24 protein-coding genes are annotated in these 25,324 nt (G+C 66.0%); 3 read left to right on the forward strand and 21 right to left on the reverse strand.

Features of this window, described 5'->3' with window-relative positions; genetic code table 11:
• Window positions 1–47: 47 nt before the first annotated feature.
• From nuoI to HHL27_RS08320, 14 genes are all read right to left on the reverse strand, one after another.
• Window positions 48–533, reverse strand: coding sequence for an NADH-quinone oxidoreductase subunit NuoI (nuoI, locus tag HHL27_RS08255; RefSeq protein WP_169492930.1), 486 nt, complete (start codon window positions 531–533; stop codon window positions 48–50).
• Window positions 530–1,573 carry an NADH-quinone oxidoreductase subunit NuoH gene (nuoH, locus tag HHL27_RS08260; RefSeq protein ID WP_169492931.1) on the reverse strand — a complete coding sequence of 348 codons (1,044 nt, stop codon included), beginning with the start codon at window positions 1,571–1,573 and terminating at the stop codon, window positions 530–532. Before nuoH ends, nuoI begins: the two co-directional genes overlap by 4 nt.
• Window positions 1,570–3,579, reverse strand: a complete 2,010-nt coding sequence (nuoG, locus tag HHL27_RS08265) for an NADH-quinone oxidoreductase subunit NuoG (protein ID WP_169492932.1) — start codon at window positions 3,577–3,579, stop codon at window positions 1,570–1,572. The genes nuoH and nuoG overlap by 4 nt, the downstream gene beginning before the upstream one ends.
• Window positions 3,579–4,205, reverse strand: coding sequence for a hypothetical protein (locus HHL27_RS08270; protein ID WP_169492933.1), 627 nt, complete (start codon window positions 4,203–4,205; stop codon window positions 3,579–3,581). The genes nuoG and HHL27_RS08270 overlap by 1 nt, the downstream gene beginning before the upstream one ends.
• 83 nt (window positions 4,206–4,288) lie before the next feature.
• Entirely contained in the window at window positions 4,289–5,584 is a 1,296-nt protein-coding gene (nuoF, locus tag HHL27_RS08275) for an NADH-quinone oxidoreductase subunit NuoF (protein WP_169492934.1), read from the reverse strand.
• Window position 5,585: 1 nt separating this feature from the next.
• Window positions 5,586–6,254 (reverse strand): complex I 24 kDa subunit family protein, encoded by a 669-nt coding sequence (locus HHL27_RS08280; protein WP_169492935.1) that lies wholly within the window; start codon window positions 6,252–6,254, stop codon window positions 5,586–5,588.
• Between the two features lie 6 nt (window positions 6,255–6,260).
• Window positions 6,261–6,458, reverse strand: coding sequence for a hypothetical protein (locus HHL27_RS08285; protein ID WP_169492936.1), 198 nt, complete (start codon window positions 6,456–6,458; stop codon window positions 6,261–6,263).
• Window positions 6,455–6,805 (reverse strand): nuclear transport factor 2 family protein, encoded by a 351-nt coding sequence (locus tag HHL27_RS08290; RefSeq protein WP_169492937.1) that lies wholly within the window; start codon window positions 6,803–6,805, stop codon window positions 6,455–6,457. Before HHL27_RS08290 ends, HHL27_RS08285 begins: the two co-directional genes overlap by 4 nt.
• Window positions 6,802–8,013 (reverse strand): NADH-quinone oxidoreductase subunit D, encoded by a 1,212-nt coding sequence (locus tag HHL27_RS08295; RefSeq protein WP_169492938.1) that lies wholly within the window; start codon window positions 8,011–8,013, stop codon window positions 6,802–6,804. Before HHL27_RS08295 ends, HHL27_RS08290 begins: the two co-directional genes overlap by 4 nt.
• The gene (locus HHL27_RS08300) at window positions 8,010–8,849 is read right to left on the reverse strand and encodes an NADH-quinone oxidoreductase subunit C (RefSeq protein WP_169492939.1); all 840 of its coding nucleotides are present in this window, start codon (window positions 8,847–8,849) and stop codon (window positions 8,010–8,012) included. The genes HHL27_RS08295 and HHL27_RS08300 overlap by 4 nt, the downstream gene beginning before the upstream one ends.
• A gap of 13 nt (window positions 8,850–8,862) precedes the next feature.
• A complete protein-coding gene (locus tag HHL27_RS08305) occupies window positions 8,863–9,423 on the reverse strand; it encodes a NuoB/complex I 20 kDa subunit family protein (RefSeq protein ID WP_169492940.1) in 561 nt (186 codons plus the stop codon).
• Window positions 9,420–9,806, reverse strand: coding sequence for an NADH-quinone oxidoreductase subunit A (locus HHL27_RS08310; RefSeq protein WP_169492941.1), 387 nt, complete (start codon window positions 9,804–9,806; stop codon window positions 9,420–9,422). The genes HHL27_RS08305 and HHL27_RS08310 overlap by 4 nt, the downstream gene beginning before the upstream one ends.
• Window positions 9,807–10,085: 279 nt before the next feature.
• Entirely contained in the window at window positions 10,086–11,516 is a 1,431-nt protein-coding gene (locus tag HHL27_RS08315) for a coniferyl aldehyde dehydrogenase (protein ID WP_240959589.1), read from the reverse strand.
• Window positions 11,517–11,553: 37 nt separating this feature from the next.
• Complete coding sequence (locus tag HHL27_RS08320) at window positions 11,554–12,333, reverse strand: prepilin peptidase (protein WP_338114852.1); 780 nt, start codon at window positions 12,331–12,333, stop codon at window positions 11,554–11,556.
• 140 nt (window positions 12,334–12,473) lie between these two features.
• On the opposite strand from HHL27_RS08320, the gene HHL27_RS08325 reads away from it, so the two are divergent.
• Window positions 12,474–13,667 (forward strand): acetyl-CoA C-acyltransferase, encoded by a 1,194-nt coding sequence (locus tag HHL27_RS08325; RefSeq protein WP_169492942.1) that lies wholly within the window; start codon window positions 12,474–12,476, stop codon window positions 13,665–13,667.
• Between the two features lie 270 nt (window positions 13,668–13,937).
• Here HHL27_RS08325 and HHL27_RS08330 read toward each other — a convergent pair whose 3' ends face one another.
• Complete coding sequence (locus tag HHL27_RS08330) at window positions 13,938–14,438, reverse strand: SH3 domain-containing protein (protein WP_169492943.1); 501 nt, start codon at window positions 14,436–14,438, stop codon at window positions 13,938–13,940.
• 142 nt (window positions 14,439–14,580) lie between these two features.
• On the opposite strand from HHL27_RS08330, the gene HHL27_RS08335 reads away from it, so the two are divergent.
• Together HHL27_RS08335 and HHL27_RS08340 are read left to right on the forward strand one after the other, a co-directional pair.
• Entirely contained in the window at window positions 14,581–15,609 is a 1,029-nt protein-coding gene (locus tag HHL27_RS08335; protein WP_169492944.1) for a 2-hydroxyacid dehydrogenase, read from the forward strand.
• 160 nt (window positions 15,610–15,769) lie between these two features.
• Window positions 15,770–17,086, forward strand: a complete 1,317-nt coding sequence (locus HHL27_RS08340) for an ammonium transporter (RefSeq protein ID WP_169492945.1) — start codon at window positions 15,770–15,772, stop codon at window positions 17,084–17,086.
• A gap of 268 nt (window positions 17,087–17,354) precedes the next feature.
• Here the strand turns inward: HHL27_RS08340 and HHL27_RS08345 are convergent, their stop codons facing one another.
• From HHL27_RS08345 to HHL27_RS08370, 6 genes are all read right to left on the reverse strand, one after another.
• Window positions 17,355–18,368, reverse strand: coding sequence for an aromatic ring-hydroxylating oxygenase subunit alpha (locus tag HHL27_RS08345; RefSeq protein ID WP_169492946.1), 1,014 nt, complete (start codon window positions 18,366–18,368; stop codon window positions 17,355–17,357).
• Between the two features lie 296 nt (window positions 18,369–18,664).
• A complete protein-coding gene (locus tag HHL27_RS08350; protein WP_169492947.1) occupies window positions 18,665–20,074 on the reverse strand; it encodes an NAD(P)H-dependent flavin oxidoreductase in 1,410 nt (469 codons plus the stop codon).
• Window positions 20,075–20,289: 215 nt separating this feature from the next.
• The gene (gene prfB / locus HHL27_RS08355; protein ID WP_169492948.1) at window positions 20,290–21,417 is read right to left on the reverse strand and encodes a peptide chain release factor 2; all 1,128 of its coding nucleotides are present in this window, start codon (window positions 21,415–21,417) and stop codon (window positions 20,290–20,292) included.
• Window positions 21,418–21,582: 165 nt separating this feature from the next.
• The gene (locus tag HHL27_RS08360; RefSeq protein WP_169492949.1) at window positions 21,583–22,146 is read right to left on the reverse strand and encodes a peroxiredoxin; all 564 of its coding nucleotides are present in this window, start codon (window positions 22,144–22,146) and stop codon (window positions 21,583–21,585) included.
• A 70-nt stretch (window positions 22,147–22,216) separates the two neighbouring features.
• A complete protein-coding gene (locus HHL27_RS08365) occupies window positions 22,217–24,754 on the reverse strand; it encodes a penicillin-binding protein 1A (protein ID WP_169492950.1) in 2,538 nt (845 codons plus the stop codon).
• A 72-nt stretch (window positions 24,755–24,826) separates the two neighbouring features.
• Window positions 24,827–25,237: a MerR family DNA-binding protein gene (locus HHL27_RS08370; protein WP_169492951.1), complete on the reverse strand. Its 411-nt coding sequence runs from the start codon at window positions 25,235–25,237 to the stop codon at window positions 24,827–24,829.
• Window positions 25,238–25,324: the final 87 nt, after the last annotated feature.

The following is a 25,324-nucleotide window of genomic DNA, read 5'->3' on the forward strand; positions in this document are numbered from 1 at the left end:
CGACACGAACGGGTCCTGCTGCCTGTTTGTCACGTTTGCGCGGCCCCCTACCGGTACGGTGCGTCGGCTTCAAGGTTGGCAGCGATCGCGCGCTCCCACTTGTCCCCGTTCGCGAGCAGCTTGGCCTTGTCGTAGAGCAGTTCCTCGCGCGTTTCGGTCGCGAATTCGAGGTTCGGCCCTTCGACGATGGCATCCACCGGGCAGGCTTCCTGGCAGAAGCCGCAGTAGATGCACTTGGTCATGTCGATGTCGTAGCGCGTGGTGCGGCGGCTGCCGTCCTCGCGCGGCTCGGCCTCGATGGTGATCGCCTGCGCCGGGCACACCGCTTCGCACAGCTTGCACGCGATGCAGCGCTCCTCGCCGTTGGGATAACGGCGCAGGGCGTGCTCACCGCGGAAGCGCGGGGACAGCGGGTTCTTCTCGAACGGGTAGTTGATCGTCGCCTTGGGCTTGAAGAAATACTTCAAGGTCAGCCAGTGCGCCTTCACGAACTCCCACAGGGTGAAGCTCTTGATGAGCTGAGCGGCGGTCATGCGAAGTGTCCGGTAGCCATGAGGTAGCCGCTGATCACGAAGACGAACAGCAGCGAGACGGGCAGGAAAACCTTCCAGCCCAGGCGCATCAGCTGGTCATAGCGATAGCGCGGAACCGTCGCCTTCACCCAGCTGAACACGAAGAAGAAGAACAGGATCTTGAGCAGCAGCCACACGAAGCCCGGCACGATGTAGAGGATCGGCAGGTCGAGCGGCGGCAGCCAGCCACCCCAGAACAGCGTGGCGTTGAGCGCGCACATCAGCAGCACGTTGGCATATTCGCCCAGCCAGTAGAGCGCGAAGCTCATTGAAGAATATTCGGTCTGGTAGCCGGCGACGAGCTCGGATTCCGCCTCGGTCAGGTCGAACGGCGCGCGCGCGGTTTCGGCCATGCCCGAAATCAGGAACATCACCCACATCGGGAACAGCAGCGGGTTCGCCACGAAGCCGTTGATGATCCAGACGTGGCCCTGCTGCGCCTTTACGATGTCATTCAGGTTGAACGTGCCCGCCCACAGCACCACGCAGATCAGGATGAAGCCGATCGAGACTTCATAGCTGATCATCTGGGCCGAGGCGCGCATGGCCGAGAAGAACGGGTACTTCGAGTTCGACGACCAGCCCGCGATGACCACGCCGTAGACGCCGAGCGAGGAGATCGCGAGCACGTAGAGCAGGCCGACGTTGACGTTGGCCAGCACCGCGCCCGAATTGAACGGGATCACCGCCCACGCCATCAGCGCCACGGTGAAGGTGATGATCGGCGCAATCAGGAACAGGCCTTTGTTCGCCGCCGCCGGAATGATGGTTTCCTGCAGGAACACCTTCAGACCATCCGCGAACGACTGCAGCAGGCCGAGCGGGCCGACCACATTCGGGCCGCGACGCAGCGCCATGGCCGCCCAGATCTTGCGGTCGGCATAGATGATCATCGCCACGCCGAGCATCAGCGGCAGCGCGATCAGCAGGATGCCGCACACGGTGGAGATGCCCCAGGCCCACCCGTAGGAGAGGCCGAGGCCCATGAAGAACTCGGTCATTCCGCGGCCTCCGCGAAGGTTTCACCGTGGACCAGCTCCGCCGAGCAGCGCTGCAGCGTCGGGCTCGCCCGGCCGATGGCGTTGGTCAGGTAACGGTCCTTGATCGGATAGCCCGCAATCACGCCTTCCGCCTTGGCATCAGAAGGAGCCGCAGGCAGCGCGCCGTAATCGGCAAGCCCTTCGGTGCCCAGCGCGGGAACTTCGGCAACCATCGCGGCGCGCAGCTGGTCGAAGCTGTCGAAGCCGACGGTTACGCCCAGCGCATCGGCCATCGCGCGCAGGATCGTCCAGTCCTCGCGGGCCTCGCCCGGCGCGAACACGGCCTTCTCCGAATACTGCACGCGGCCTTCGGTGTTGACGTAGGTGCCGTCCTTTTCGCTGAAGGCAGCGGCAGGCAGGATCACGTCGGCAGCATGTGCCGCCTTGTCACCGTGGTGGCCGATGTGGACGATCATGCTGCCCGCAAACTTGGTGAAGTCCACCTCGTCCGCGCCCAGCGAGATAACCATCTTCGGCTTGGCCGCGACGAGGTCGGCAATGCCGCCCTTCTGCGCGTAGCCCAGCATCAGCCCGCCCATGCGGCTCGCCGCCATGTGGACGACGTTGAAGCCGTTCCAGCCATCCCGCACCAGCTTGAAGCGCTCCGCGAAGGCGAGGCCGGCGCCCAGCGCGCCCTTGCCCAGCGCAGCGCCACCCAGGATAACGGCCGGCTTCGAAGCGCCTTCGAACGCGTCGACCAGCGCCTGCGGCAGGTTGCCGAGGATCGACAGGTCGTCGCCCAGGAACGTCGCGGCATAGGTCGGATCCCATTCGGGGCCGACGATGAACACCTTGGCGCCCTTCTTCACCGCCTTGCGCAGGCGGGTGTTGAGCAGCGGCGCCTCGTCGCGGATCATCGAGCCGACGATCAGCACGGCATCGGCGTCCTCGATCCCGGCAAGAGTCGAATTGAAGTTCACCGCGGCGAGGTTCGACGCGTCGTAGGCAAGCCCGGTCTGCCGGCCTTCGAGCAGGGTCGAGCCCAGAGCGCCCGCCAGCTTCTTGGCCGCGAACATCGTCTCGCAATCGACCAGGTCGCCCGCGATCACCGCGACCGACGATCCCGGATTGATCTTCGCCACCGCGTCGAACGCCTCGGTCCAGCTCGCGGCGACGAGCTTGCCGTCACGGCGCAGCCACGGCTTGTCGAGCCGGCGGCGGGTCAGGCCATCGACCATGTAGCGGCCACGGTCCGACAGCCATTCCTCGTTCACGTCGTCGTTCACGCGCGGCAGGGCGCGCAGCACTTCGCGGCCACGGCTGTCGAGCCGGATGTTCGATCCAAGCGCGTCCGACACGTCGATGGCGAGCGTCTTCTTGAGCTCCCAAGGACGCGCCTCAAACGCATAGGGCCGGCTGGTCAGCGCGCCGACCGGGCAAAGGTCGATCACGTTGGCCGACAGCTCGTGCTGCGCAGCCTTTTCGAGGTACGTGCTTATCTGCATGTTCTCGCCGCGATACAGCGCGCCGATTTCGTCCACGCCGGCGATCTCTTCCGAGAAGCGCACGCAGCGGGTGCAGTGGATGCAGCGGGTCATGATCGTCTTGATCAGCGGCCCCATGTACTTCTCGGTCACCGCGCGCTTGTGCTCGTGATAGCGCGAGGCGCCCCGGCCATAGGCGACCGACTGGTCCTGCAGGTCGCATTCGCCGCCCTGGTCGCAGATCGGGCAGTCGAGCGGGTGGTTGATGAGCAGGAACTCCATCACCCCTTCGCGCGCTTTCTTGACCATTTCGGAATCCGTGCGGATTTCCTGGCCCTCGGTCGCCGGAAGCGCGCAGCTTGCCTGCGGCTTGGGCGGCCCGGGCTTCACCTCGACCAGGCACATGCGGCAGTTGCCGGCAATGCTCAGCCGTTCGTGATAGCAGAAGCGGGGGATTTCCTTGCCGGCCAGCTCGCACGCCTGCAGGACCGTAGCACCCTGCGGGACCTCGAGTTCGACGCCGTCTACTTTGACCTTGGGCATTACCCTGCCTTCCCTGCCGGTGCGCTGATTGCCGGCACAAGCGATCTGTAAAGATATTCGCCAAATGCTGCCTCAAGCGTGGCGCGAGTCAGCGTCAGCGTCTGGTTTTGCGGGACACATGGTCCAAGTTCAGGAATTACCTCAGCAAAAGCTGCTGCCTGCTGTTTGCTGCCAGCCGAATTCAAGACCACCCCTTCCACGGCAGCCGGTTTGCGCTTCGCCACGCAATCGGTCATCCACAAAAGGAAATAGTGCGACAGGATATCTTCCCCGGCGCTCGGCGGCGGAGGCGGAGCGGACCAGTCTAGCGGCACCACGGGAACCAGCAACGTCATGTCCCCATGGTTGCCCTTCTGACGGCGATAAAGCTCACCGAAAAGCGTGCCACGATACAGTACGTCCGAGAACTTCAGCGCACCATATTCAAGGCAATCTTCGCGAGCCGCCAGCTGCAAGGCCTTCGAATCCTGCCCACGGGGCAGCTTCAGAGCAGCCGCAACACGTGTCTTGTCCCGATCCACCTCGCACCGAGAGAATTCTTCGAGAAGATACCGCGGGCGCTCTTCGTCGCTCATGCGCAGATCATCGATCCGCGCGCGCTTGGGATGCGTCAACAAAGAACCCATGTCCGCTTCTCGGTTGGACTGTGCTGCCGCTGGGACGATAGCGCCCAGAAAAGCTAGCCCTCCGATCAGGAAATCTCTCAACCTCACTCCGCCGCCTCCCGCACGTCGCCCGCGCGCTCCGTGATGCGGCGTTCGATTTCGGGGCGGAAGTGGCGGATCAGGCCCTGGATCGGCCAAGCGGCCGCGTCGCCCAGGGCGCAGATCGTGTGGCCTTCGACCTGCTTGGTGACTTCCTGCAACATGTCGATCTCGGCCACGTCGGCGTCACCGGTGCGCAGGCGCTCCATCACGCGCCACATCCAGCCGGTGCCTTCGCGGCAGGGCGTGCACTGGCCGCAGCTTTCATGCTTGTAGAAGTACGACAGGCGGCTGATCGCACGGACGATGTCGGTGGACTTGTCCATGACGATGACGGCGGCGGTGCCAAGGCCCGAGCCGACTGCCTTCAACCCATCGAAGTCCATGGCCACGTGGCGGATCTGCTCACCCGGCACCAGCGGCACCGAGGAACCGCCAGGGATCACCGCCAGCAGGTTGTCCCAGCCGCCGCGAATGCCGCCGCAGTGCTTCTCGATCAGCTCCTCGAACGAGATCGACATCGCCTCTTCGACGACGCAGGGCTTGTTCACGTGGCCGCTGATCTGGAAGAGCTTGGTTCCACGGTTGTTCTCGTTCCCGAAGGACGAGAACCAGCCCGCGCCGCGACGCAGGATGGTGGGGGCGACGGCGATGGACTCGACGTTGTTGACCGTGGTCGGGCAGCCATAGAGACCCGCACCTGCCGGGAACGGCGGCTTCAGGCGGGGCTGGCCCTTCTTGCCTTCAAGGCTTTCGATCATCGCGGTCTCTTCGCCGCAGATGTAGGCGCCCGCGCCGCGATGGACGAAGACGTCGAAGTCATAGCCCGAACCGCAGGCGTTCTTGCCCAGCAGGCCCGCCGCATAGGCTTCGTCACGCGCCGCGAACAGCGTCTCGGCTTCGCGGATATATTCGCCACGAATGTAGATGTAGGCCGCCCGCGCGCGCATCGCGAACCCGGCGACCAGCGCGCCTTCCAGCAGCTTGTGCGGATCGTGGCGGATGATCTCGCGGTCCTTGCACGAACCGGGCTCGGATTCGTCGGCGTTGATCACCAGGAAGCTCGGACGCCCGTCCTTGCTTTCCTTGGGCATGAACGACCACTTCATGCCGGTGGGGAAGCCCGCACCGCCACGGCCGCGAAGGCCCGAATCCTTCACTTCCTGGATGATCGCGTCCTGCCCGCGTTCCAGCAGCGCCTTGGTGTTGTCCCAATCGCCGCGCGCCTGCGCAGCCTTCAGGTTCCACGGCTGATAGCCGTAGACGTTGGTGAAGATGCGGTCCTTGTCCTGCAGGGACATCTTACCACTCCCCTCGGTAATCGTGGTTTTCGCTCACCATCGCGGTCAGGCTCGACAGTGCGCCGGCGGGCTCCACCGTGTGGCGGCCCGGCTCTTGCGTGCCCGTCTTCGGCTGGCGGCCGGCGGCAAGCTCGTCGAGGATGTGCGTCACCCGCTCGGCGGTGAGGTCCTCGTAATTGTCGTCGTTGATCTGCACCATCGGGGCCGAGGCGCAGTTGCCCATGCATTCCACCTCGGTCAGCGTGAACAGGCCGTCGGGGGTGGTATGCCCCTTCTTCATGCCCTTCGCCTTGCACGCGGCCATGACGTCGTCGCTGCCGCGCAGCATGCACGGCGTGGTGCCGCAGACCTGCACGTGGAAGCGTCCGACCGGCTGGATGTTGTACATGGTGTAGAAGGTCGCGACTTCGAGCACGCGGATGATCGGCATGTCGAGCTGCGCGGCGACGTATTCCATCACCGGCAGCGGCAGCCACCCTTGCGTGTTCTCCTCCGCGCCGACCTGGCGCTGGGCCAGATCGAGCAGCGGCATCACCGCCGAGCGCTGGCGCCCTTCGGGATAGCGCGTAATGATCTCCTTGGCCTTGGCCGCATTGGCCTCGGTCCAGGCAAAGTTGCCCCAGCGCGCGCGCAGCTCGGGGCTGTCGGGTTCGGGATGACGATCAGCCATAAGTCCTCAGCGCTCCCCTGCCCGCTTCATCCAGAAGTCCTGGCCGAACAGGAACAGCTCGAAACCGCCGATGGCCGCGATCATCATCGGCATCCAGTCGGGCGTATCGGCCTGGTTGGCGAGGGCCAGGAACCACACGGCGGCGAGCAGAAGCCCGGTCACGCAGGCGAGGATCGAAAGCTGGCGGGTGGGATCTTGCTTCACCGGATGAACTCCACGCGAGAGCACTTGTCGCCCTCGAAAGAATAGACCGCGATCACGTCGAACGGTTCGACCAGCGCCGAACCATCGGTGGCGGGGCCGCGCGTCACGTGCTCGCGCATCAGCACATAGTTGCCGATGGCCTGCGCTTCCCTGATCTCGGCATGGTTCTGCGGCCAGCGCGCGAACGCGGCGGCAAGACCGGAACGCGTGCCTTCCCTGCCCTCACGCACCACATCCCCGCGATAGTTCGCCTCGCAGGCATCGTCGGTCATGTGACTGACGTAGGTGTCGACGTCCTGCGCGTTGTACGCGGCGATCATCGCCTTGGCAGTGTCGAGGTTGCTCAACGGTCGCACTCCCCGAACACCACGTCGATCGCGCCGAGAATGGCGGTCGCGTCGGGCAGCATGTGGCCCTTGGACATGAAGTCCATCGCCTGCAGGTGCGAAAACGCGGTCGGGCGGATCTTGCAGCGGTACGGCTTGTTGCTGCCGTCGCTGACCAGATAGACGCCGAATTCGCCCTTGGGGCTTTCGGTGGCGACATAGACTTCGCCCGCCGGAACGTGGAAGCCTTCGGTGTAGAGCTTGAAGTGATGGATCAGCGATTCCATCGACTGCTTCATCTCGGCGCGCTTGGGCGGCACAACCTTGCGGTCGGTGCTGGCGATGGGCCCTTGCGGCATCTGCGCCAGGCACTGCTTCATGATCCGGGCAGACTGGCGCACTTCTTCCACGCGCACCATGAACCGGTCGTAGCAGTCCGAATTGGTGCCGACGGGAATGTCGAACTCCATCCGGTCATAGACGTCGTAGGGCTGGCTCTTGCGCAGGTCCCACGGGATGCCGGCGGCGCGGATCATCGGGCCGGAGAAGCCCCAGGCCAGCGCGTCTTCCTTGCTCACGATCGCGATGTCGACGTTGCGCTGCTTGAAGATGCGGTTGTCGACGACAAGGCTCATCGCGTCTTCGAACAGCGGGAACAGGCGCGTGTCGATCCACTCGCCGATATCGACCAGCAGCTTTTCCGGCACGTCCTGGTGGACGCCGCCGGGGCGGAACCAGGCCGAGTGCATGCGCGCGCCGCTCGCGCGTTCGAAGAAGTTGAGGCAGTCCTCGCGGATTTCGAACAGCCACAGGTTCGGCGTCATCGCGCCGACGTCCATCACGTGCGACCCCATGTTGAGCATGTGGTTGCAGATGCGGGTCAGCTCCGCGAACAGCACGCGCAGGTACTGGGCGCGCAGCGGCACTCCGAGGTTGAGCAGCTTTTCGACCGCGAGGACGTAGCTGTGCTCCATCCCAAGCGGCGAGCAGTAGTCCAGCCGGTCGAAGTACGGCAGCGCCTGCAGGTAGGTCTTGTGCTCGATCAGCTTTTCGGTGCCGCGATGCAGCAGGCCGACGTGCGGATCGATGCGCTCGATGATCTCGCCATCAAGCTCCATCACCATGCGCAGCACGCCGTGCGCCGCCGGGTGCTGGGGCCCAAAGTTGATCGTGTAGTTGGTGATGACCTCGTCGCCGGTGGTGGGCGACTGTTCGAGCGAGAAGCTCATGCCTTGCCTCCCTTGTCGGCGTCGGGACGGCTCTCGGTCGGCGCGGGCGCTTCGGGAGCCTTGCCCCCGTCCTTGCCTTCCCCGTCCTTGGCCGCTTCGGCGTTCGCCTTGTCGCCAGCGCCGGTCTGGGCGGGCGTGTCGGTTGTCTTCGGCTTGTCCGCCTCGGCCGGCCCGCGCGTTACCGGTGCAGTTGCAACCGGCGCAGGCGCGGGCGGCGGCGGCACGGCCTTTTCATCGCCCGGCAGCACGTAGTCGGCGCCTTCCCACGGGCTCATGAAATCGAACTGGCGCAGGTCCTGCGCAAGCTCGACCGGCTCATAGACCACGCGCTTGTCTTCCTCGGAATAGCGCAGCTCGACATAGCCGGTCAGCGGGAAGTCCTTGCGGAAGGGGTGCCCTTCGAAACCGTAGTCGGTCAGGATGCGGCGCAGGTCAGTGTTGCCGGCGAACAGCACGCCGTACATGTCGTAGACTTCGCGCTCGTACCAGCCGGCGTTGGGCCACAGCGTGGTCACGGTCGGCACCGGGGTCGCCTCGTCGGTCGTCGTCTTGACGATCAGGCGCAGGTTGCGCGTCACCGAAAGCAGGCAATAGACCACGTCGAAGCGATCGAGCCGCGTCGGATAGTCGGCGCCGGCAATGTCCATCAGCTGCTGGAACTGGTGTTCGTCGCGAAGCTTGCGAAGCGCGTCCTCGACGCGTTCGCGCACCACGTTGATGACGATCTCGCCATATTCCTCGCGCGATGCGACGACCATGTCGCCCAGCGCACCGGTCAGTTCGTCGAGCACGCCTTCGAACGAGGCATAGCGCGGGGCGGAGTGAAGAACGGCCATGGCTCCCCTTCCCTCAGCGTTCCAGCGTGCCGGCGCGGCGGATCTTCCGCTGCAGCTGCATCACGCCGTACAGCAGCGCCTCGGCGGTCGGCGGGCAGCCGGGGACGTAGATGTCCACGGGCACGATGCGGTCGCAGCCGCGCACCACCGAATAGCTGTAGTGGTAATAGCCGCCGCCATTGGCGCAGCTACCCATCGAGATCACGTACTTGGGGTCCGACATCTGGTCGTAGACCTTGCGCAGCGCCGGGGCCATCTTGTTGCACAGCGTGCCGGCCACGATCATCACGTCCGACTGGCGCGGGGAAGCGCGCGGGGCAACGCCGAAGCGTTCCATGTCATAGCGCGGCATGTTCACGTGGATCATCTCGACCGCGCAGCAGGCAAGGCCGAAGGTCATCCACCACAGCGAGCCGGTGCGGGCCCACTGGAACAGCTCCTCGGTCGAGGTGACGAGGAAGCCCTTGTCGTTGACCTCGGCGTTGAGGCTGTCGAAGAACGACTGGTCGGGCGCCGTGACCGCACCCTGCGGCGTGGTGATCAGCGAAGAAGAAGTGGTGGCCATGTTGCTCATTCCCAGTCCAGCGCGCCCTTCTTCCAGGCGTAGATGAAGCCGATCACCAGTTCGCCCAGGAACACCATCATCGTCGTCCAGCCGGCCCAGCCGGTTTCCTTCAGGCTTACCGCCCAGGGAAACAGGAACGCCGCTTCAAGATCGAAGATGATGAACAGGATCGCGACGAGGTAGAACCGCACATCGAACTGGCTGCGCGGATCCTCGAACGCGGGGAAGCCGCACTCGTATTCCGACAGCTTTTCGGCATTCGGATTGTGCGTGCCGGTCAACCGGGCAACGCCCATCGGCAGGAACACGAATGCCGTCGAAAGTGCGAGCGCGATCCCGAGGAAGATCAGGATCGGAAGGTATTCTGCCAGAAGGGCGGTTTGATCGACCAAGGGCCTGACTCGCGTTGCTGGTGTTCAGGGCAATTGTTTGGACCGCGCCCTAGTCCCGCCGTGCCTCACGCGCAAGTGGGGTGCGCCGCAATATGCGCTCAAACCCCTGCCCTTTTAACCATTGGTCCACATGATTACGGCCGCTGCCCGCGTGGGCAACGGCCGCAATCATGCCTCCTTCCGTGCACTGCCAACCGCCCCCTGGAGCCAGCCGCCCGCCCTGTGCCTGTCCAAGGGCCGCCCTTCTGCCGCCCGGAAAGCCCCCGTGCCCCGGCGCGCCTACTTCAGCTGCATCTTCAGCGTGCGCTGCGTCGCCGCGCCATAGGGCGGCTTCAGCCCAGCCATCTTGGCGAGGTCGAACTTCGGCTGGCGATAGACGGAACGCGCGTGGCTGAACGTCTTGAAGCCTTCCGGCCCGTGGTAGCTGCCCATGCCCGAAGGCCCCACCCCGCCGAACGGCAGGTCGTCGGCCGATACGTGGAAGATCACGTCGTTGACGGTGACCCCGCCCGAAATCGTCCTGGTCAGCACCCGCTCGCGCTCGCCCTCGTCCTCGCCGAAGTAGTACAGCCCCAGCGGGCGGTCGTGCGCGTTGATGTAGTCGATCGCCTCGTCGATGCCGCGATAGGTCTTCACCGGTAGCACCGGGCCGAAGATCTCCTCCTGCATCACCTTCATGCCGTCGTTCACGCCACGCAGGATGGTCAGCGGCATCTTGTTGCCGTTGGTGGTCTCGAAGTTCTCGTTGCCGGGGTTCACCACCACCGCCTCTGCCCCCTTGTCGAGCGCATCGTCGATCAGGCCCTGCAGCCGCTGGCGGTGCCGCGCATTGACGACCGAGGTATAGTCGTCGTTGTCGAGCAGCGTGGGATACATCGCGCTCACGCCTTCGCGCACCGCGTCGATCGCCTGGCCCTCCAGCTCCTCGGGCACCAGCATGTAGTCGGGCGCAAGGCAGATCTGCCCAGCGTTCATCATCTTGCCAAGGCCGATCCGCTCGGCGCTGCGCTTGATGTCGGCGCTGCGCGACAGGATCGTCGGGCTCTTGCCACCCAGTTCCAGCGTCACCGGCACCAGGTTGTCGGCCGCCGCGTGCAGCACGTGCTTGCCGATGCCGGTCGCTCCGGTGAACAGCAGGTGGTCGAACGGCAGCGAACAGAACGCCTGCGCCACGTCCGCCCCGCCCAGCACGACCGCGACTTCCTCTTCCGCAAAATACTTGGGGAACAGCTCGGCCATCAGGTCCGACGTGCGTTCAGTAAACTCGGACGGCTTGATCATCACCCGGTTGCCCGCGGCAAAGCTCTGGATCAGCGGCCCCATGGTCAGCTGCACCGGGAAGTTCCATGGCGCGACGACGCCGATCACGCCCTTGGGTTCGTAGCGGACCTCGGCCTTGGCACCCAGCAGACCCAGCGGGAAGTTGACGTGCCGCTTCTCGGGCTTCGACCACTTCTTCAGGTTCTTCTGGCAATAGCGCAACAGGCTGACCGAAGGCATGATGTCGGTCATCATCGACTGTTCGTGGCTGCGATGGCCGAAATCGGCGCTCATCGCCCGGGCAAAGTCCTCGCCATGTTCCTTCATCAGCGTGAAGCAGCGCTCCAGCCGGTCGTTGCGCACCGAAAGCGCCTCGGGCCGGGCCGCGGTGAACGCCTTGCGCTGCCGGTCGAGAATGCCCTGCATCGCGTCCTTGCCCATCACGTCCATCGCTCGCTCCCCGTTTGTCTCTCAGAACGTTTTCGTATCAGACCCCGCCGCCCCACACGAACAGCGGCCAGGCCGCAATGGCAAGGCAGGTTCCGAGCGGCAGGACGCTATCAGCAGATAGTTTACGCCCGGCCACAAAAAGCGCAAGGACCGCAACAAGGCCGATCAGGGTGCCGCCCAGAATTGTCAGGATCACCCCTTGCGGCCCCAGCCACACCCCGATCGCGCCCATCAGCGGCGGATCGCCCCCGCCCATCCCCTCGCGCCCGCGCACTCGGCGATAGGCAAAGGCCACCAGCCACAGCGCCGCAAAGCCCAGCGCGCCACCCAGCAGCGCCAGCTCCAGCGGCAGCAGATCCCCGATCGCGTAGGCGTGTGTCGCCGCCACCGCGACTCCGCTGGCGACAAGCAAGGCGGTCAGCATACGTGGTAACCACATGTGCCGGGCATCGAGCAGCGCCAGAAGCAGCAGTTGCCAGCCCAGCAGCATGGCCGCCAGCACCGTGCCCTGCATCGCAAACGCCACCGCGCCCATCGCCACCAGCGCCGCGCCGATTTCGGCCCCCAGCTGCCACGCCCCGATCGGCGCACCGCAGGCGCGGCACTTGCCGCCTTGCGCCAGCCACGAAAGCACGGGCACCAGTTCCCTTGCGCTCAATGTCTTGCCACAGCCGTCGCACGCCGATCGTCCGGTCACGACCGACCGTCCCGCGGGCAGCCGCGCCAGCGTGGCGCCAAGGAACGAACCGACGATTGCGCCCAGCACCCCGGCCCCCGCAATCAGCGCGGCCGTCCCTTGCACCGAGGTAGCATCCACGCCCGCGATCACCCTGCCCGCCCCTTCACGACATCCCCCTGATCGGTCGCCCTGTCATTTGCAATTGTTGCGCCGCACCATTAGATCGCCAGATGATCGGCCACTCGGCCGTCGTTCTACCACACCAAGGAACCCGCGCCATGGCCCAGTTCTCCGCCGCCGATCCCGTCGTCATCCTCTCGTATGCGCGCACCCCGATGGGCGGCATGCAGGGTGTTTTCGCCGATGTCGCGGCGACCGATCTCGGCGCCACGGCGGTGAAGGCCGCGGTCGAGCGCGCGGGCGTTGCCGGAGAAGACATCGAACGCATCTACATGGGCTGCGTGCTGCCCGCCGGCCTTGGCCAGGCACCGGCCCGCCAGGCCGCGATCAAGGCGGGCCTGCCCAAGTCGGTCGAAGCGACCACCGTCAACAAGGTCTGCGGTTCGGGCATGATGACCGTGATGATGGCTGCCGAAGCCATCGCCGCGGGCAGCGCCGACCTGATCGTGGCAGGCGGCATGGAATCGATGACCAACGCCCCCTACCTGCTCAAGAAGCACCGCTCGGGCGCACGCATCGGCCATGACACGGCCTATGACCACATGTTCCTCGATGGCCTGGAAGATGCCTATCAGGGCGGCGCCATGGGCACCTTCGCGCAGGCCACCGCCGACGAATACCAGCTGACCCGCACCCAGCAGGACGAATACGCCATTGCGTCGCTGTCGCGCGCGCAGGCGGCCATCGCCAATGGCGGCTTTGCCAGCGAAGTGGTGCCCGTCACGGTCAAGACGCGCAGCGGCGAAGTCGTCGTCGATACCGACGAACAGCCCGGCAAGGGCCGCCCCGACAAGATCCCCACGCTGAAGCCCGCCTTCGGCAAGGACGGCACGATCACCGCCGCCTCGTCCTCGTCGATCTCGGACGGCGCGGCCGCGCTCGTGCTGACGCGCGAAAGCACCGCCAAGGCCAAGGGCCTGACCCCGGTTGCCAAGGTCGTCGCGATCGATGCGCACGCGCAGGAACCGGCCAAGTTCACCACCGCGCCGGTCAGCGCCATCCAGAAGGTCCTCGCCAAGGCCGGCTGGAGCGTTGCCGACGTTGACCTGTTCGAAGTCAACGAAGCCTTCGCCTGCGTCGCCATGTTTGCGATGCACGATCTCGGCATCCCGCATGACAAGATCAACGTCCACGGCGGCGCCACCGCGCTCGGCCACCCGCTCGGTGCCTCGGGCGCACGCATCGTCACCACGCTGATCGGCGCGCTCAAGCACAAGGGCCTCAAGAAGGGCGTTGCCAGCCTGTGCATCGGCGGCGGCGAAGCCACCGCGATCGCGGTCGAACTGGTCTGATCCGGATGGCCGGCAATCGCTCGCAAGGGCGGTTGCCGGCACCTCGCCCGAAGCCGCTTGCCACGGGCCCGTCGCTGACGAAGAAATGCAGTGCTTCGACAAGCTCAGCACGGACGGTCAAGGGATGCGTGCGGTTTAGGAATGCAAACGATTAGCGCAATCCGCTTGCCCTGAGCAGTCTGTCAAAGGGCCGCCTCACAACTCCGCCCGCCCTGAGCCTGTCGAAGGGCTGACCTTACCACTTCAGGCACCTTGCGCGCGGATCGCAGCTCAGGGGTTGCCTGCGCCCCACACCTTGTCGGCTTCGATATAGCCCTTGCGGCCATCGATGTCGGCCTTGCACCAGCCGCTGTCGCAATCGTCCAGCTTGGCGACGACCCCGGGCGCGGCGCGCCACATCAGCTTGCCGGACCCGTCCTTGTTCTCGCGGATCGCGGCTTCTCCGCCCTTGACGATGCCGGTGCGGGTGCGCGTCAGGAACTGCGCCAGCATCCAGCCGCGCGCGCCGTCCGGGTCCTGGATCAGGCGCCAGCCGCCCATCACGCGCAGCACCTTGAGCGGCACGCCCGGCCGCACGTAGACCCAGCTGATCCGGTATTCGCGGCCCGGACCCACGCGCAGGTTGGCCGGCTGCTTGCGCAGCGACACCCAGTAGGGAACGCCGCTGTCGTCCTCGGCACGGGCCGGAGCGCCCGCGGCAAGCGCCAGCGACAGACCTGCGAAAAGAGGAAGCAGCGCACGGCGCTTGGACACGATCGAGAAGGCTTGCATGCGATTCCATCCGATACACCGCTGATCGATCATGACAATGCCCTGCTGCGGACTTGTTCCACGGTCTTCGCGATCGGGCACTTCGCAACACGCAGGTCGCGGCTTGACCGGGACTCGCCAAGCGGCTTAGCGAAGATCCACGATGAGCCAGTCTGCCGCCCCCGCCGATTATCGCCCCGCCCGCCGCGTGGACGGCAAGCCGCGCGTCGTGGTGACCCGCCGTCTGCTGCCGGAAACGGAGGCGCGGATGGCCGAGCTGTTCGACGTGACGCTCAACACCACCGACACCCCGATGGACCGCGCCGCGCTGGCCGCAGCGCTGGCCAGCGCCCACGTGCTGGTGCCGACCGTTACCGATACCATCGACGCCGAACTGATCGCCGCCGCCGGCCCGCAGTTCGGCCTGATCGCCAACTTCGGCGCCGGGACCGAACACATCGACCTTGCCGCCGCCCGTGCCCGGCGCATTCCCGTCACCAACACTCCCGGCGTGTTCACCGACGATACCGCCGACATGACGCTGGCGCTGATCATTTCGGTGATGCGCCGGCTCAACCACGGCGGCCGCGTGCTGCGGGCGGGCAACTGGGAAGGCTGGGCGCCCTCCACGCTGCTCGGCCACCGCCTTGGGGGCAAGGTGCTCGGCATTGTCGGCATGGGCCGGATCGGTCAGGCGGTGGCCCACCGCGCCCGCGCCTTCGGGCTTGCCGTGGTCTACCACAACCGCCACCGCCTGCCCGAAGGGCTGGAGAACATGCTCGGCGCGCGGTTCGAACCCGATCTCGACGCGCTGGTGGCAGAAGCGGACGTGCTGAGCCTGCACTGCCCGGCCAGCCCCGAAACCCACCACATGATCGATGCGCGGCGGATCGCGCTGATGAAGCCGCACGCCTACATCGTGAACACCGCGCGGGGCCGCCTGATCGAGGAAGAGGCGCTGATTGCCGCGCTGGTCGAAGGGCGCATCGGCGGCGCGGGGCTCGATGTGTTCGAGCATGAACCCTCGGTCGATCCGCGCCTGCTGTCGCACCACAATGTGGCGATCCTGCCGCACATGGGCAGCGCGACCTTCGAAGGGCGCATCGCCTCGGGCGAAAAGGTCATCGCCAACATCCGCTTCTGGGCCGATGGTCACCGCCCGCCCGACCAGGTGCTCGAAGGCTGGGCCTGACGCTCCCCGCGGACCGGCGCCGACCTGTCCCGATCACACACAACGATCGTGCGCGTAATACTTGCGGCACGCCAGATCGTTGCCTAGACCGCGCGACCAGAGAGGGTCGGCTGTCCGGTGTGCCTTGCCGCCACCGGGCAAGAGGGAGAACGTCATCACCATGCGCAAGGTTCTGGGCGCGGCACTGGCTGCCGCTTTGGTCGCGTTTCCGTTGCTGGCCCATGCGCAGACCGCCGGCCTGACCAGCGACGTCGACATCGCCGACAGCGGCGATACCGCCTGGATCCTCGTTTCGGCCGCGCTGGTGCTGATGATGGCGGCGCCCGGCCTCACCCTGTTCTACGGCGGGCTGGTGCGCGCCAAGGGCTTCCTGGCCGTGATGGTCCAAACCGGCGCGATCGCGGCGGTGGCCTCGATCATCTGGGTCGTGTGCGGATACACCCTGGCGTTCGGCGATGTCAGCAACGGCTGGCTGGGCGGCGGCAACGCCTGGATGCTGCTGAATCTGGGCAACGTGCGCAATGCGACAGACGTGCCCGAAAGCGCCTTCGCGCTGTTCCAGATGGCTTTCGCGCTGATCACGCCGGCGCTGATGGTCGGCGCCTGGGTCGATCGCGCCCGCTTCGGCTGGGTGGTCGGCTTTGCCGCGCTGTGGAGCCTGATCGTCTACGCCCCGGTGGCGCACTGGGTGTGGGGCGGCGGCTGGCTTGCCAGCAAGTTCGGCACGCTGGATTTCGCGGGCGGCATCGTGGTCCACACCACGGCGGGCGTTTCCGCGCTGGTCGTGGCGCTGCTGCTGGGCAAGCGCAACGGATTTCCCAAGACGCTGATGCTGCCGCACAGCCCGGCGCTGACCATGGCGGGCGCGGCGCTGCTGTGGGTCGGCTGGTTCGGCTTCAACGGCGGATCGGCGCTGGCCGCCAACGACGATGCGGCCGCCGCGATCATCAACACCCATCTGGCCGCCTGCACCGCCGCGCTCGCGTGGATCCTCGTCGAGCGGATCGCTGTGGGCAAACCGACCTCGATCGGCTTTGCCACCGGCGCCATCGCGGGCCTTGCCACGGTGACCCCGGCCGCCGGGTTCATCGCGCCGGGCGCGGCCATCCTGCTGGGGCTGGCGTCGGTGGCGGTGTGCTACCCGATGATCCTGCTGGTGAAGTTCAAGCTGGAAATCGACGATTCGCTCGACGTCTTCGCCGTGCACGGGATGGGCGGGATCACCGGTTCGATCCTGCTGGCGGTCTTCATTTCGCCCAAGCTGGGCGGCACGGGCTATGCCGAAGGCATGTGGATGAGCCGGCAGCTGATCGCCCAGTTGGTGGGCGTGGGCGTAGTGGCGCTGTGGAGTGCGGTGGCGACGGTGATCGCTTCGCTGATGGTGGCCATGGTGATCCCGATGCGGGTGACCGAGGACGAGGAACGCGAGGGGCTCGACATCATCAGCCACGGCGAGCGGGCCTGGGAATTCGACTGAGTCGCGGCGGGCCGAGCGCGGGCGAAAGACACCGAAAGGCGCCCTTCCAAATCCGCCAAGTTGACAAAGTTGACAGACTTCAAAGAGGAAAATCGCGATTTCGCCCGCCGACACAAGGCGCGACGGGCAAGCCGCTGATTAGACGGCATCTTTCCGATGGCGGGCGTGATTTTAGGGCCGTGCCCGCCTGTAGGAAAGGGGTTGGAGGCGGTTGCGGATGCACCTTGCATACGCAACCCATGCCTGCGTGCGGCTAAGCCGCGTGCGGCTAAGCCGCGTCCGGCGCAGCCTCTTCACGGCGCATCTGCATCAGCTTGCGCCGCGCGCGGATCGCGGCGGCATCCGACGGCAGGATCACCGGACGCAGCGCCCAAAAATCCTGCCCCGCCATGGCCGCCTGCTGCGCGCGGATCATGGGTTCATCCTCTTCCAGGAAGACCTTGCGCGCCATCGCTTCGGCTTCGGCACCATGGCCGCGGGTGAAGAAGTAGTGCGTTTCCGTCTCGTTCTTCGGCGTCAGGATGTGCGGGTTGGCCATCGGCGGCACAACCGGCTGCGTGCGTCCGGTGCCTTCGTGCGCAAGGCCGATGAACAGCGCGAGCGAGGCCGGCGCGTGCCAGCGGATGTGGAGCCACTGATCGACCCGTGCGCCTTCCCCCAGCATCGGCACGGTCCAGGCGGGTGCGCGGCTGGAGTCCATGTCCCACTTGTTCCAGATCGCCCCGGTCTCGTCGGTTTCGACCGTCTGCTTGCCGCATTCGAACAGCGACCCGTTCACGCCGAAGGTTTCGACGTGGAGGAATTCGGCATGGCTGAGATCGAGCAGATTGTCGGAGATCAGTTCGTAGCCGACATCCATCACCAGCCAATCGCGCGCATCGTGTTCATCGTCGATGAAGGCGAAGTCGGGGATCGTGGCGGGATCGGCCTTTTCGGCATCACCGGGCCAGAACCACAGGCCGCCGTGGCGTTCGATCAGAGGCAGCGTGCGCACCCGGGCTTCGGGCGGGACTTCGCGACCGAACGGATTGAACACGCAGGCGCCATCGGTGCCGAAGGTCAACCCGTGGTAGCCGCAGGCAACGGCATCGCCGACGCGCCTGCCCCGGCTCAAGGGCACGAAGCGGTGCGGGCATCGGTCGGCCATCATGACGTGGGCGCCATCGCTGGCCTTCAGGATCAACCAGGGTTCGCCCAGCAGCGTGCGCGGCAGGAAGCCGTCGTTCGGCACTTCCTGGCTCCAGGCGGCCATGTACCATGCGTTGCGGACAAATGCGGACATGCGATCACTCTCCTCCGATCACGGGGAGCGGGCGCGCAACTGTGCTTGTCGTATCAATCCTGCATGCCCGCACCCACCACGCGGGATCATCCCGCCTAAACGCTGTGGGGCCTGCAGCTGGCGCGCGTAATGCGACGCCATCCCAGACCGGCCAGCCGCAGAAGCGCGGGTGCCGATCACCAGGCTGTGTCCGCCGAAGCGAACGACACGACTTTTAAATTAGAATGGCGATTCCTGTCAATCGCCCGAAGGGCGCCGCCCCCTTCCGCGTACGGGAAGAGGGGGCAGCCGCACGCTCAATCGCCGGTCAGGATGCGGTCGACGAGCTGCTTCACCGTGGGGGTGAAGCCGTTGGAATAGAACGGATCCTGCTTGAAGCGGTAGGCGGCGTGGCCCGCGAACATCAGGTTTTCGTCGATGGGGCCACCGTGGGCGATGTCCTGCAAGGTCTTCTGGATGCAGAAGCTGCGCGGATCGGCGAGGCGTCCGGTGGTGTAATCGTCGTGGTCCTTCCACGACGAGAATCCGCAGTGCGACAGGCAGCCCATGCAATCGGCCTGATCCTTGCGGATTTCCTCGCGCTCGGCCGGGGTCACGAAGACGATCGTGTCATCGGGCGTGCGCAGCGCATCGGTGAAGCCTGCACCGTGCCAGGCGCGCGCGCGGCCGAGATCGGTGGGGGTGACCCAGAAGTTCTTGCCCTTCACCCCGACATCGAGCTGGACGGTGTGTTCGCCCGCGCTGACCTTGGAATAGGGGATCTGGCGTTCCGAACGCGCTTCGAGGCTGCGCAGGAAGGGATTGCGGACGGCCGAGGAATAGAAGCCGGTTGGCGAGAAGCGGTGAAGCAGGACGTCGCCCGGCTCCAGCGTGCGCAGGTGGTCCTTCCACGCCTGCGGGATCGGGCTTTCCTCGGTCAACAAGGGCCGCGTGCCGAACTGGAAGGCGATCTTGCCAAGCTCGGGATTGTCGATCCAATCGTTCCATTCGCGCAGGAACCACACGCCGCCCGCCATCACGATCGGCACATCGTCCGACACGCCTTCGGCGCGCATCACATCGCGCAGCGCCTTGACGCGGGGATAGGGATCTTCGGGCTTCTTCGGGTCTTCGGCGTTCGACAGGCCGTTGTGCCCGCCGGCGAGCCACGGATCTTCATAGACCACGGCGGCAAGAAGCTCAGGCACCTTGCTGTAGGCGCGCTTCCAGAGCGCCCGGAACGCGCGTCCGGACGAGACGATCGGCAGGTAGTGCACGTTGAAGCGCTGCGCGATTTCCGACAGCTTGTAGGGCATGCCCGCGCCGCAGGTGACGCCAGTGACGAGGCCGCGGGTCTTTTCCAGCACGCCTTCGAGCACGGCCTGCGCCCCGCCCATTTCCCACAGCACGTTGATGTTGATCGCGCCCTTGCCCGACGAAATGTCGTAAGCGCGCTTCACCTGTTCGACCGCGCCATCGATGGCATAGCGGATCAGCTGTTCGTGGCGTTCCTTGCGGGTGAGCTGGGCATAGACCTGCGGCACGATCTTGCCTTCGGCGTCGTAGCTATCGGCATTGACCGCGCTGACCGTGCCGATGCCACCAGCGGCCGCCCAGGCGCCCGAGCTCATGTGGTTGGTCGCCGCGACGCCCTTGCCGCCTTCGACCAGCGGCCACACTTCGCGGCCACCATAGAGAATCGGACTCAAACCCTTGAAACCAGACATAGCCTTCTTTCAACCCTGCCCCGCTGTGCCCGATCCGAGCCACCGGGCACCGTAAACCTGCCAGCCAGCGGTCCCCGCCAGCAAGTCCGCTGATTGCCTGCCGCTTAGGAGCAATTGCGCGCAAACGAAAGAGGATGCCGCGCCCTTTGCCAAAAACTCGCCACATTTCGGCACGGCCCGGAAGGGCATGTCCGCCCTGCCGCGCCTGACAACCATCAATCGTCGTCCGAAACGTCGACCTTTTCGCCGGTGACCTTCTGCGAAAGCGCCGCGGCCATGAACGGATCGAGCGCGCCGTCGAGCACGTCGGTCGGGTTGGTCGAGACCACGCCGGTGCGCAGGTCCTTCACCTGCTGATAGGGCTGCAGCACGTAGGAGCGGATCTGGTGGCCCCAGCCGATCTCGGTCTTGGCCTGGTATTCGCCGCTGGCCGCCGCCTCGCGCTTGGCAAGCTCGGCTTCGTAGAGCCGCGCCTTCAGCATGCCCATCGCGGTGGCGCGGTTCTTGTGCTGCGAACGGTCGATCTGGCTCGCCACGATGATGCCCGAAGGCACGTGGGTGATGCGCACCGCCGAATCGGTGGTGTTCACGTGCTGGCCACCGGCGCCCGATGCGCGGTAGGTGTCGATCTTCAGGTCGGCGGGGTTGATCTCGATCTCGATATTGTCGTCGATTTCGGGATAGACCCAGACCGAGCTGAACGAGGTGTGGCGGCGGGCCGAGCTGTCATACGGGCTGATCCGCACGAGGCGGTGCACGCCGCTTTCGGTCTTGGCATAGCCATAGGCGTTCTCGCCCTTGATCAGCAGCGTGGCGCTCTTGATCCCGGCCGCTTCGCCCGCGTGGTAATCGAGCAGTTCGACCTTGTAGCCGTGGCGTTCGGCCCAGCGCGTGTACATGCGCTGGAGCATTTCGGCCCAGTCCTGGCTTTCGGTGCCGCCCGCGCCCGCGTGGACTTCGAGGAAGGCGTTGTTGGCATCCGCCTCGCCCGCCAGCAGCGCCTGGATCTTGTCGTTGTCGGCCCGTTCGGCCAGCGCGGCGAGCGTGGAGAGGCCTTCGGCGATGGTATCGTCATCGCCTTCCATCTCGCCCAGTTCGACGAACTCGATCGCATCGGCCATTTCCTGGCCGATCTGGTTGACCGCGCCGATCGCGGCTTCGAGGCGGCGACGCTCGCGCATCACTTCCTCGGCCTTCTTCGGATCGTCCCACAGCTTGGGATCCTCGACGCGCGCGTTCAGCTCGTCGAGACGGCGCACGGCGCGGTCCCAGTCGAGGAACTTGCGCACCAGCGCCAATGCGGCGTTGATGCGGTCGATGTGGGCCTGCCCTTCGGCACGCATGTCGTTGCACTCCGGCTCGAAAATTCGAAGGACGCCGCTTAGCGGAGCGGCGCGCCTTGTAAAGGGGGGTGGGTATACAGTGGGCCGGCTGGAAGCTGCAGGTGCCGCATCATCTGCGTGACCCCGGACTTGATCCGGGGTCACGGGTGTCTGGCGGCAATCGGTTTAGCGCGCGGTCTTGAGCTTCTGGACGGCGGCGAGCGTCAGCTTGACGTGATCGCGATAGTCCATGTCGGAGTGGACCAGCACGACCTTGCCCTTGCGATCGATGACATAGCTGGTGCGCTTGGTGAGGCCGGTCGAGACGCCGCCCTGCTTGAGATCGACGTCATAGGCCGAAACGATCTGCGGCGTGGCGGCGGCGACGGCGAACTTGTCGCGGCAGGCTTCGGTCGAGAACTTCTGCAGGGTGGGCACGTCGTCGTTCGACATGCCGATGACCTGCGCACCGGCCTTGGCGAACTGGGCGCTGGCTTCGGCGAAGGCGTGGGCTTCGAGCGTGCAGCCTTGCGTGAACGCCTTGGGATAGAAGTAGAGCACGACCGGGCCCTTCTTCAGCGCCTGGCGCAAGTGGAAGGCGAAAGGCTTGCCCTTGAGCGCCCCTTGCGCGGTGAAATCGGGCGCGAGCGCGCCCTGCGCCAGTTCGGCATTGGCAGCGGCGGGCGCGAGAAGCGCGAGCGCGGCTGCGGCGGGAGCGGCGAGCAAGGCCTTGGCAATGAAGCGGTTCATGGGCGCGACGCTATCACAGCGCGGGCGGCCGACAACACAATTCCAGCGGCCCCGCTCCAAGGGGCAGCAATCAGTAGATGCCGCCCTGCTCTTCCAGGAAATCACCTTCGTCGGCCGGCGCTGCATCCTGCTGCACCGGCAGGCCGCGCGCGGCGCGGGCGCGCTTGATCGCTTCGATCACCGCTTCCTTGGCGGTGAGCTCTTCGGCGCGGACGGTGCGCTTTGGTTCGGTATCGGGCTTGAACGCTTCCCAGATCACGCTGGCCTTGCGCTCATCGTCCTGCGGCACGCCGGCGAAGACGCGCTTGCCCGAAACACGGTCGATCTTGACCATGCGCACGCCGGCCGGAACGGTGAAGGGGGTATCGGACCAGCGCTTGCGCGTATCGAGCACGAACTGCTTGAAGATCGGCGCGGCCGTGCGACCACCTTGGGCATAGCCGCCCAGGCTGCGCGGGGAATCGTAGCCCATGTAGAGGCCGGCGATGATGTCGGGCGAGCCGCCACAGAACCACACGTTGGTGGGACCGGTGGTGGTGCCGGTCTTGCCGAACAGCGGCAGCTTCAGGTCGGCCAGCACTTCGGCGGTGCCGCGCACGACCACGCCTTCGAGCATGTGGACGACCTGGTAGGCGGTGCGCGGGTCCATCACCTGCTTGCCCAGCGGCTTGAAGCGCGGCATCGGCCGCCCGTCCCAGCGGGGCATGTTGCAGCCCGAACATTCGCGGTTGTCCGCCTTCCACACGACTTTGCCGTTGCGGTCCTGCACGTAGTCCACCAGCGTCTGTTCGTGCTGGCGGCCATGGTTGGCGAGCGCGGCATAGGCGTTGACCATCCGCGCGACGGTGGTGTCGCCCGCGCCCAGCGCCATCGACAGGAACGGCTGGTAATCGCCGATGCCCACGTTCTTGATGGTGCGCACGACCTTGTCCATGCCGGTATCGTTGGCGATGCGCACGGTCATCAGGTTGCGCGACTGTTCGAGGCCCCAGCGCATGGTGTGGGTGCCCCCTGCCCCGCGCATGTCGAAGTTGCGGAAGCACTTCTGGCCGAGCGCGGCGCCCTGGTAGACGCAGAAGGTGCCGTCGAGCACCGGCGAGGCCGGGGTCATGCCGTTGTCGAGCGCGGTCGCATAGACGAAGGGCTTGATCGTGGAGCCCGGCTGGCGCTGGGCCTGCGTGGCGCGGTTGAACGAGCCGAGGCGCGCATCGAACCCGCCCTGCATGGCGAGCACGCGGCCGCTCTGCGGATCTTCGACGACCATGCCGCCCGACACTTCGGGCACGGTGCGCACGGTCCAGCCCCCGCCCGACGGCGCGACGGCGATCACGTCGCCCGCCTTCATCGCATCGGGCATGCCATAGAGCGGCGCGGTCTTGCCGTCGCTGAAGCCGATCGTGCCCGACCCGCCACTGCGCGACAGCACGACGCCGACGCGCCAGTCCTGATAGTTGATCGAGATGTTGCTGGTGATCAGTTCGGTCTGCCACCTGTCGCCCGCATCGATGGTGGCGATCGGGCCGTGCCAGGCGCGGCCGGCGGAATAGCGCAACAGGCCGGTGCGCAGCGCGCTTTGCGCCGCGGTCTGGAGCTGGGTGTCGAGCGAGGTGCGCACCCACAGGCCGCCCGCATAGACCGAATTGGGGCCCTCTTCGGCATTTTCGCCGAACTTGTCGATCAGCTGGCGGCGCACTTCTTCGAGGAAGTAACCGGCGTCGGCCGTGTAGTTTTCGCTGCGACGGGGGACGAGGCCCAGCGGCTGCGCCTTGGCCTCTTCGGCCTGCGCCGCGGTGGCCCAGCCGTTCTTGACCATCTGGTCGAGCACCCAGTTGCGGCGGGTGATCGCCTGTTCCTCGTACTTCTTGCGGCCATAGCGTTCGGGCGCCTTGGGCAGGATGGCGAGGAAGGCCGCTTCGTTGAGCTTGAGATCGCCCACGTCCTTGTCGAAATAGGCGCGCGCGGCGGCCTGGACGCCGAAGCTCTGGCGGCCGAGCGGTATTTCGTTGAGGTAGAGTTCGAGGATCTGCTGCTTGTTCAGCACGCCTTCGATGCGGCGGGCGAGCAGGATTTCCTTGAGCTTGCGGCTGACCGAGTATTCATCGCCGACGAGGATGTTCTTGGCGACCTGCTGGGTGATCGTCGAACCGCCGCGCGCGCGCTGGCCCGAGCCGTACTTGGTGACATAATCGACCACCGCGCCGGCAAAGCCGAACACATCGACGCCGCCATGGGTCCAGAACGTCTTGTCCTCGGCCGAGAGGAAGGCGTTGATCAGCGGTTCGGGAAAATCGACGAAGCGCAGCTGGACGCGGCGTTCGCGGGCATAGCTCGAGACGATCTCGCCATCGTTGCCGCGCACCATGGTGGGCAGCGGCGGCTGGTAGGTGAGCAACTTGTCGGCCGAGGGCAGCGTGCGGATCACCGTGACCCAGAGCAGCGCATAGGCCAGAACCAGAGCGGCCAGCAGATAGCCTGCGCGGCGCACCCACTTGCTGGAGCGCCAGACATCGGCGACGCGGGCGAGGCCCGGCGAGCGCAGCAGGCCAACGCCACGGCGGATACGGAAGCGCTGCGCGCCGGGCTCGTTCTCGGGCAAATCGTCGGCCATCTTGCGCGCCCCTCTAGCACGCCGCTTTGCGCAAACGCCAGCGGGGCTGCGCAGGTAATGGCCTAGCAGCGGTCAGACGGCGGAGCGACTTGCCTGATCGAAGGCCGAAAGGATCGGGCAGGCCCCCTGCCCGCCCCGACCGCAATCGTCGGCAAGGCGCTGCAGCGCATCGCGCGCGGCCTGCATTTCCGCGATCCGCGCATCGAGTTCGGCGATGCGTGAGCGTGCCAGCTGGCGGGCGCGGGCGCGGTCGTCGACCGAATCGAGATCGAGCAGTTCGGCGATCTGTTCGAGCGTGAAGCCCGCCCCTTGCGCCTGGCGGATGAAGCGCAGGCGCCGCACATCGTCATCGCCATAGGTGCGGAAACCGCCGCCTGCAGGCAGCGGCGGTTCCGCCAGCAATCCGCGCCGCTGGTAATAGCGCACCGTTTCGACGCCGACCGCGCCGGAACGGGCAAGGCCCGCGATCGTCATCTGCTTCATCGGGCCACCCCTTGACTCCGCACCATGGTACGGACCCTAGATAGGGTGGGTCACGATACAAGCAACGAGGAGCGAGGCCCCGTGTCC

The sequence above is a fragment of the Novosphingobium olei genome (genome assembly GCF_012927405.1).
GTDB classification, from domain to species: domain Bacteria; phylum Pseudomonadota; class Alphaproteobacteria; order Sphingomonadales; family Sphingomonadaceae; genus Novosphingobium; species Novosphingobium olei.

Excerpts from the sequence above, each read along its gene's own strand:
- HHL27_RS08280 (WP_169492935.1), bottom strand. The coding sequence starts at position 6,254 with ATGGCTGATCGTCATCCCGAACCCGACAGCCCCGAGCTGCGCGCGCGC.
- HHL27_RS08300 (WP_169492939.1), bottom strand. The coding sequence starts at position 8,849 with ATGGCCGTTCTTCACTCCGCCCCGCGCTATGCCTCGTTCGAAGGCGTG.
- nuoI (WP_169492930.1), bottom strand. The coding sequence starts at position 533 with ATGACCGCCGCTCAGCTCATCAAGAGCTTCACCCTGTGGGAGTTCGTG.
- HHL27_RS08340 (WP_169492945.1), top strand. The coding sequence starts at position 15,770 with ATGCGCAAGGTTCTGGGCGCGGCACTGGCTGCCGCTTTGGTCGCGTTT.
- nuoH (WP_169492931.1), bottom strand. The coding sequence starts at position 1,573 with ATGACCGAGTTCTTCATGGGCCTCGGCCTCTCCTACGGGTGGGCCTGG.
- HHL27_RS08345 (WP_169492946.1), bottom strand. The coding sequence starts at position 18,368 with ATGTCCGCATTTGTCCGCAACGCATGGTACATGGCCGCCTGGAGCCAG.
- HHL27_RS08330 (WP_169492943.1), bottom strand. The coding sequence starts at position 14,438 with ATGCAAGCCTTCTCGATCGTGTCCAAGCGCCGTGCGCTGCTTCCTCTT.
- prfB (WP_169492948.1), bottom strand. The coding sequence starts at position 21,417 with ATGCGTGCCGAAGGGCAGGCCCACATCGACCGCATCAACGCCGCATTG.
- HHL27_RS08305 (WP_169492940.1), bottom strand. The coding sequence starts at position 9,423 with ATGAGCAACATGGCCACCACTTCTTCTTCGCTGATCACCACGCCGCAG.
- HHL27_RS08365 (WP_169492950.1), bottom strand. The coding sequence starts at position 24,754 with ATGGCCGACGATTTGCCCGAGAACGAGCCCGGCGCGCAGCGCTTCCGT.
- nuoF (WP_169492934.1), bottom strand. The coding sequence starts at position 5,584 with ATGTCCCTGCAGGACAAGGACCGCATCTTCACCAACGTCTACGGCTAT.
- HHL27_RS08270 (WP_169492933.1), bottom strand. The coding sequence starts at position 4,205 with ATGGGTTCTTTGTTGACGCATCCCAAGCGCGCGCGGATCGATGATCTG.
- HHL27_RS08370 (WP_169492951.1), bottom strand. The coding sequence starts at position 25,237 with ATGAAGCAGATGACGATCGCGGGCCTTGCCCGTTCCGGCGCGGTCGGC.
- nuoG (WP_169492932.1), bottom strand. The coding sequence starts at position 3,579 with ATGCCCAAGGTCAAAGTAGACGGCGTCGAACTCGAGGTCCCGCAGGGT.
- HHL27_RS08360 (WP_169492949.1), bottom strand. The coding sequence starts at position 22,146 with ATGAACCGCTTCATTGCCAAGGCCTTGCTCGCCGCTCCCGCCGCAGCC.
- HHL27_RS08295 (WP_169492938.1), bottom strand. The coding sequence starts at position 8,013 with ATGAGCTTCTCGCTCGAACAGTCGCCCACCACCGGCGACGAGGTCATC.
- HHL27_RS08315 (WP_240959589.1), bottom strand. The coding sequence starts at position 11,516 with ATGGACGTGATGGGCAAGGACGCGATGCAGGGCATTCTCGACCGGCAG.
- HHL27_RS08325 (WP_169492942.1), top strand. The coding sequence starts at position 12,474 with ATGGCCCAGTTCTCCGCCGCCGATCCCGTCGTCATCCTCTCGTATGCG.
- HHL27_RS08350 (WP_169492947.1), bottom strand. The coding sequence starts at position 20,074 with ATGTCTGGTTTCAAGGGTTTGAGTCCGATTCTCTATGGTGGCCGCGAA.
- HHL27_RS08335 (WP_169492944.1), top strand. The coding sequence starts at position 14,581 with ATGAGCCAGTCTGCCGCCCCCGCCGATTATCGCCCCGCCCGCCGCGTG.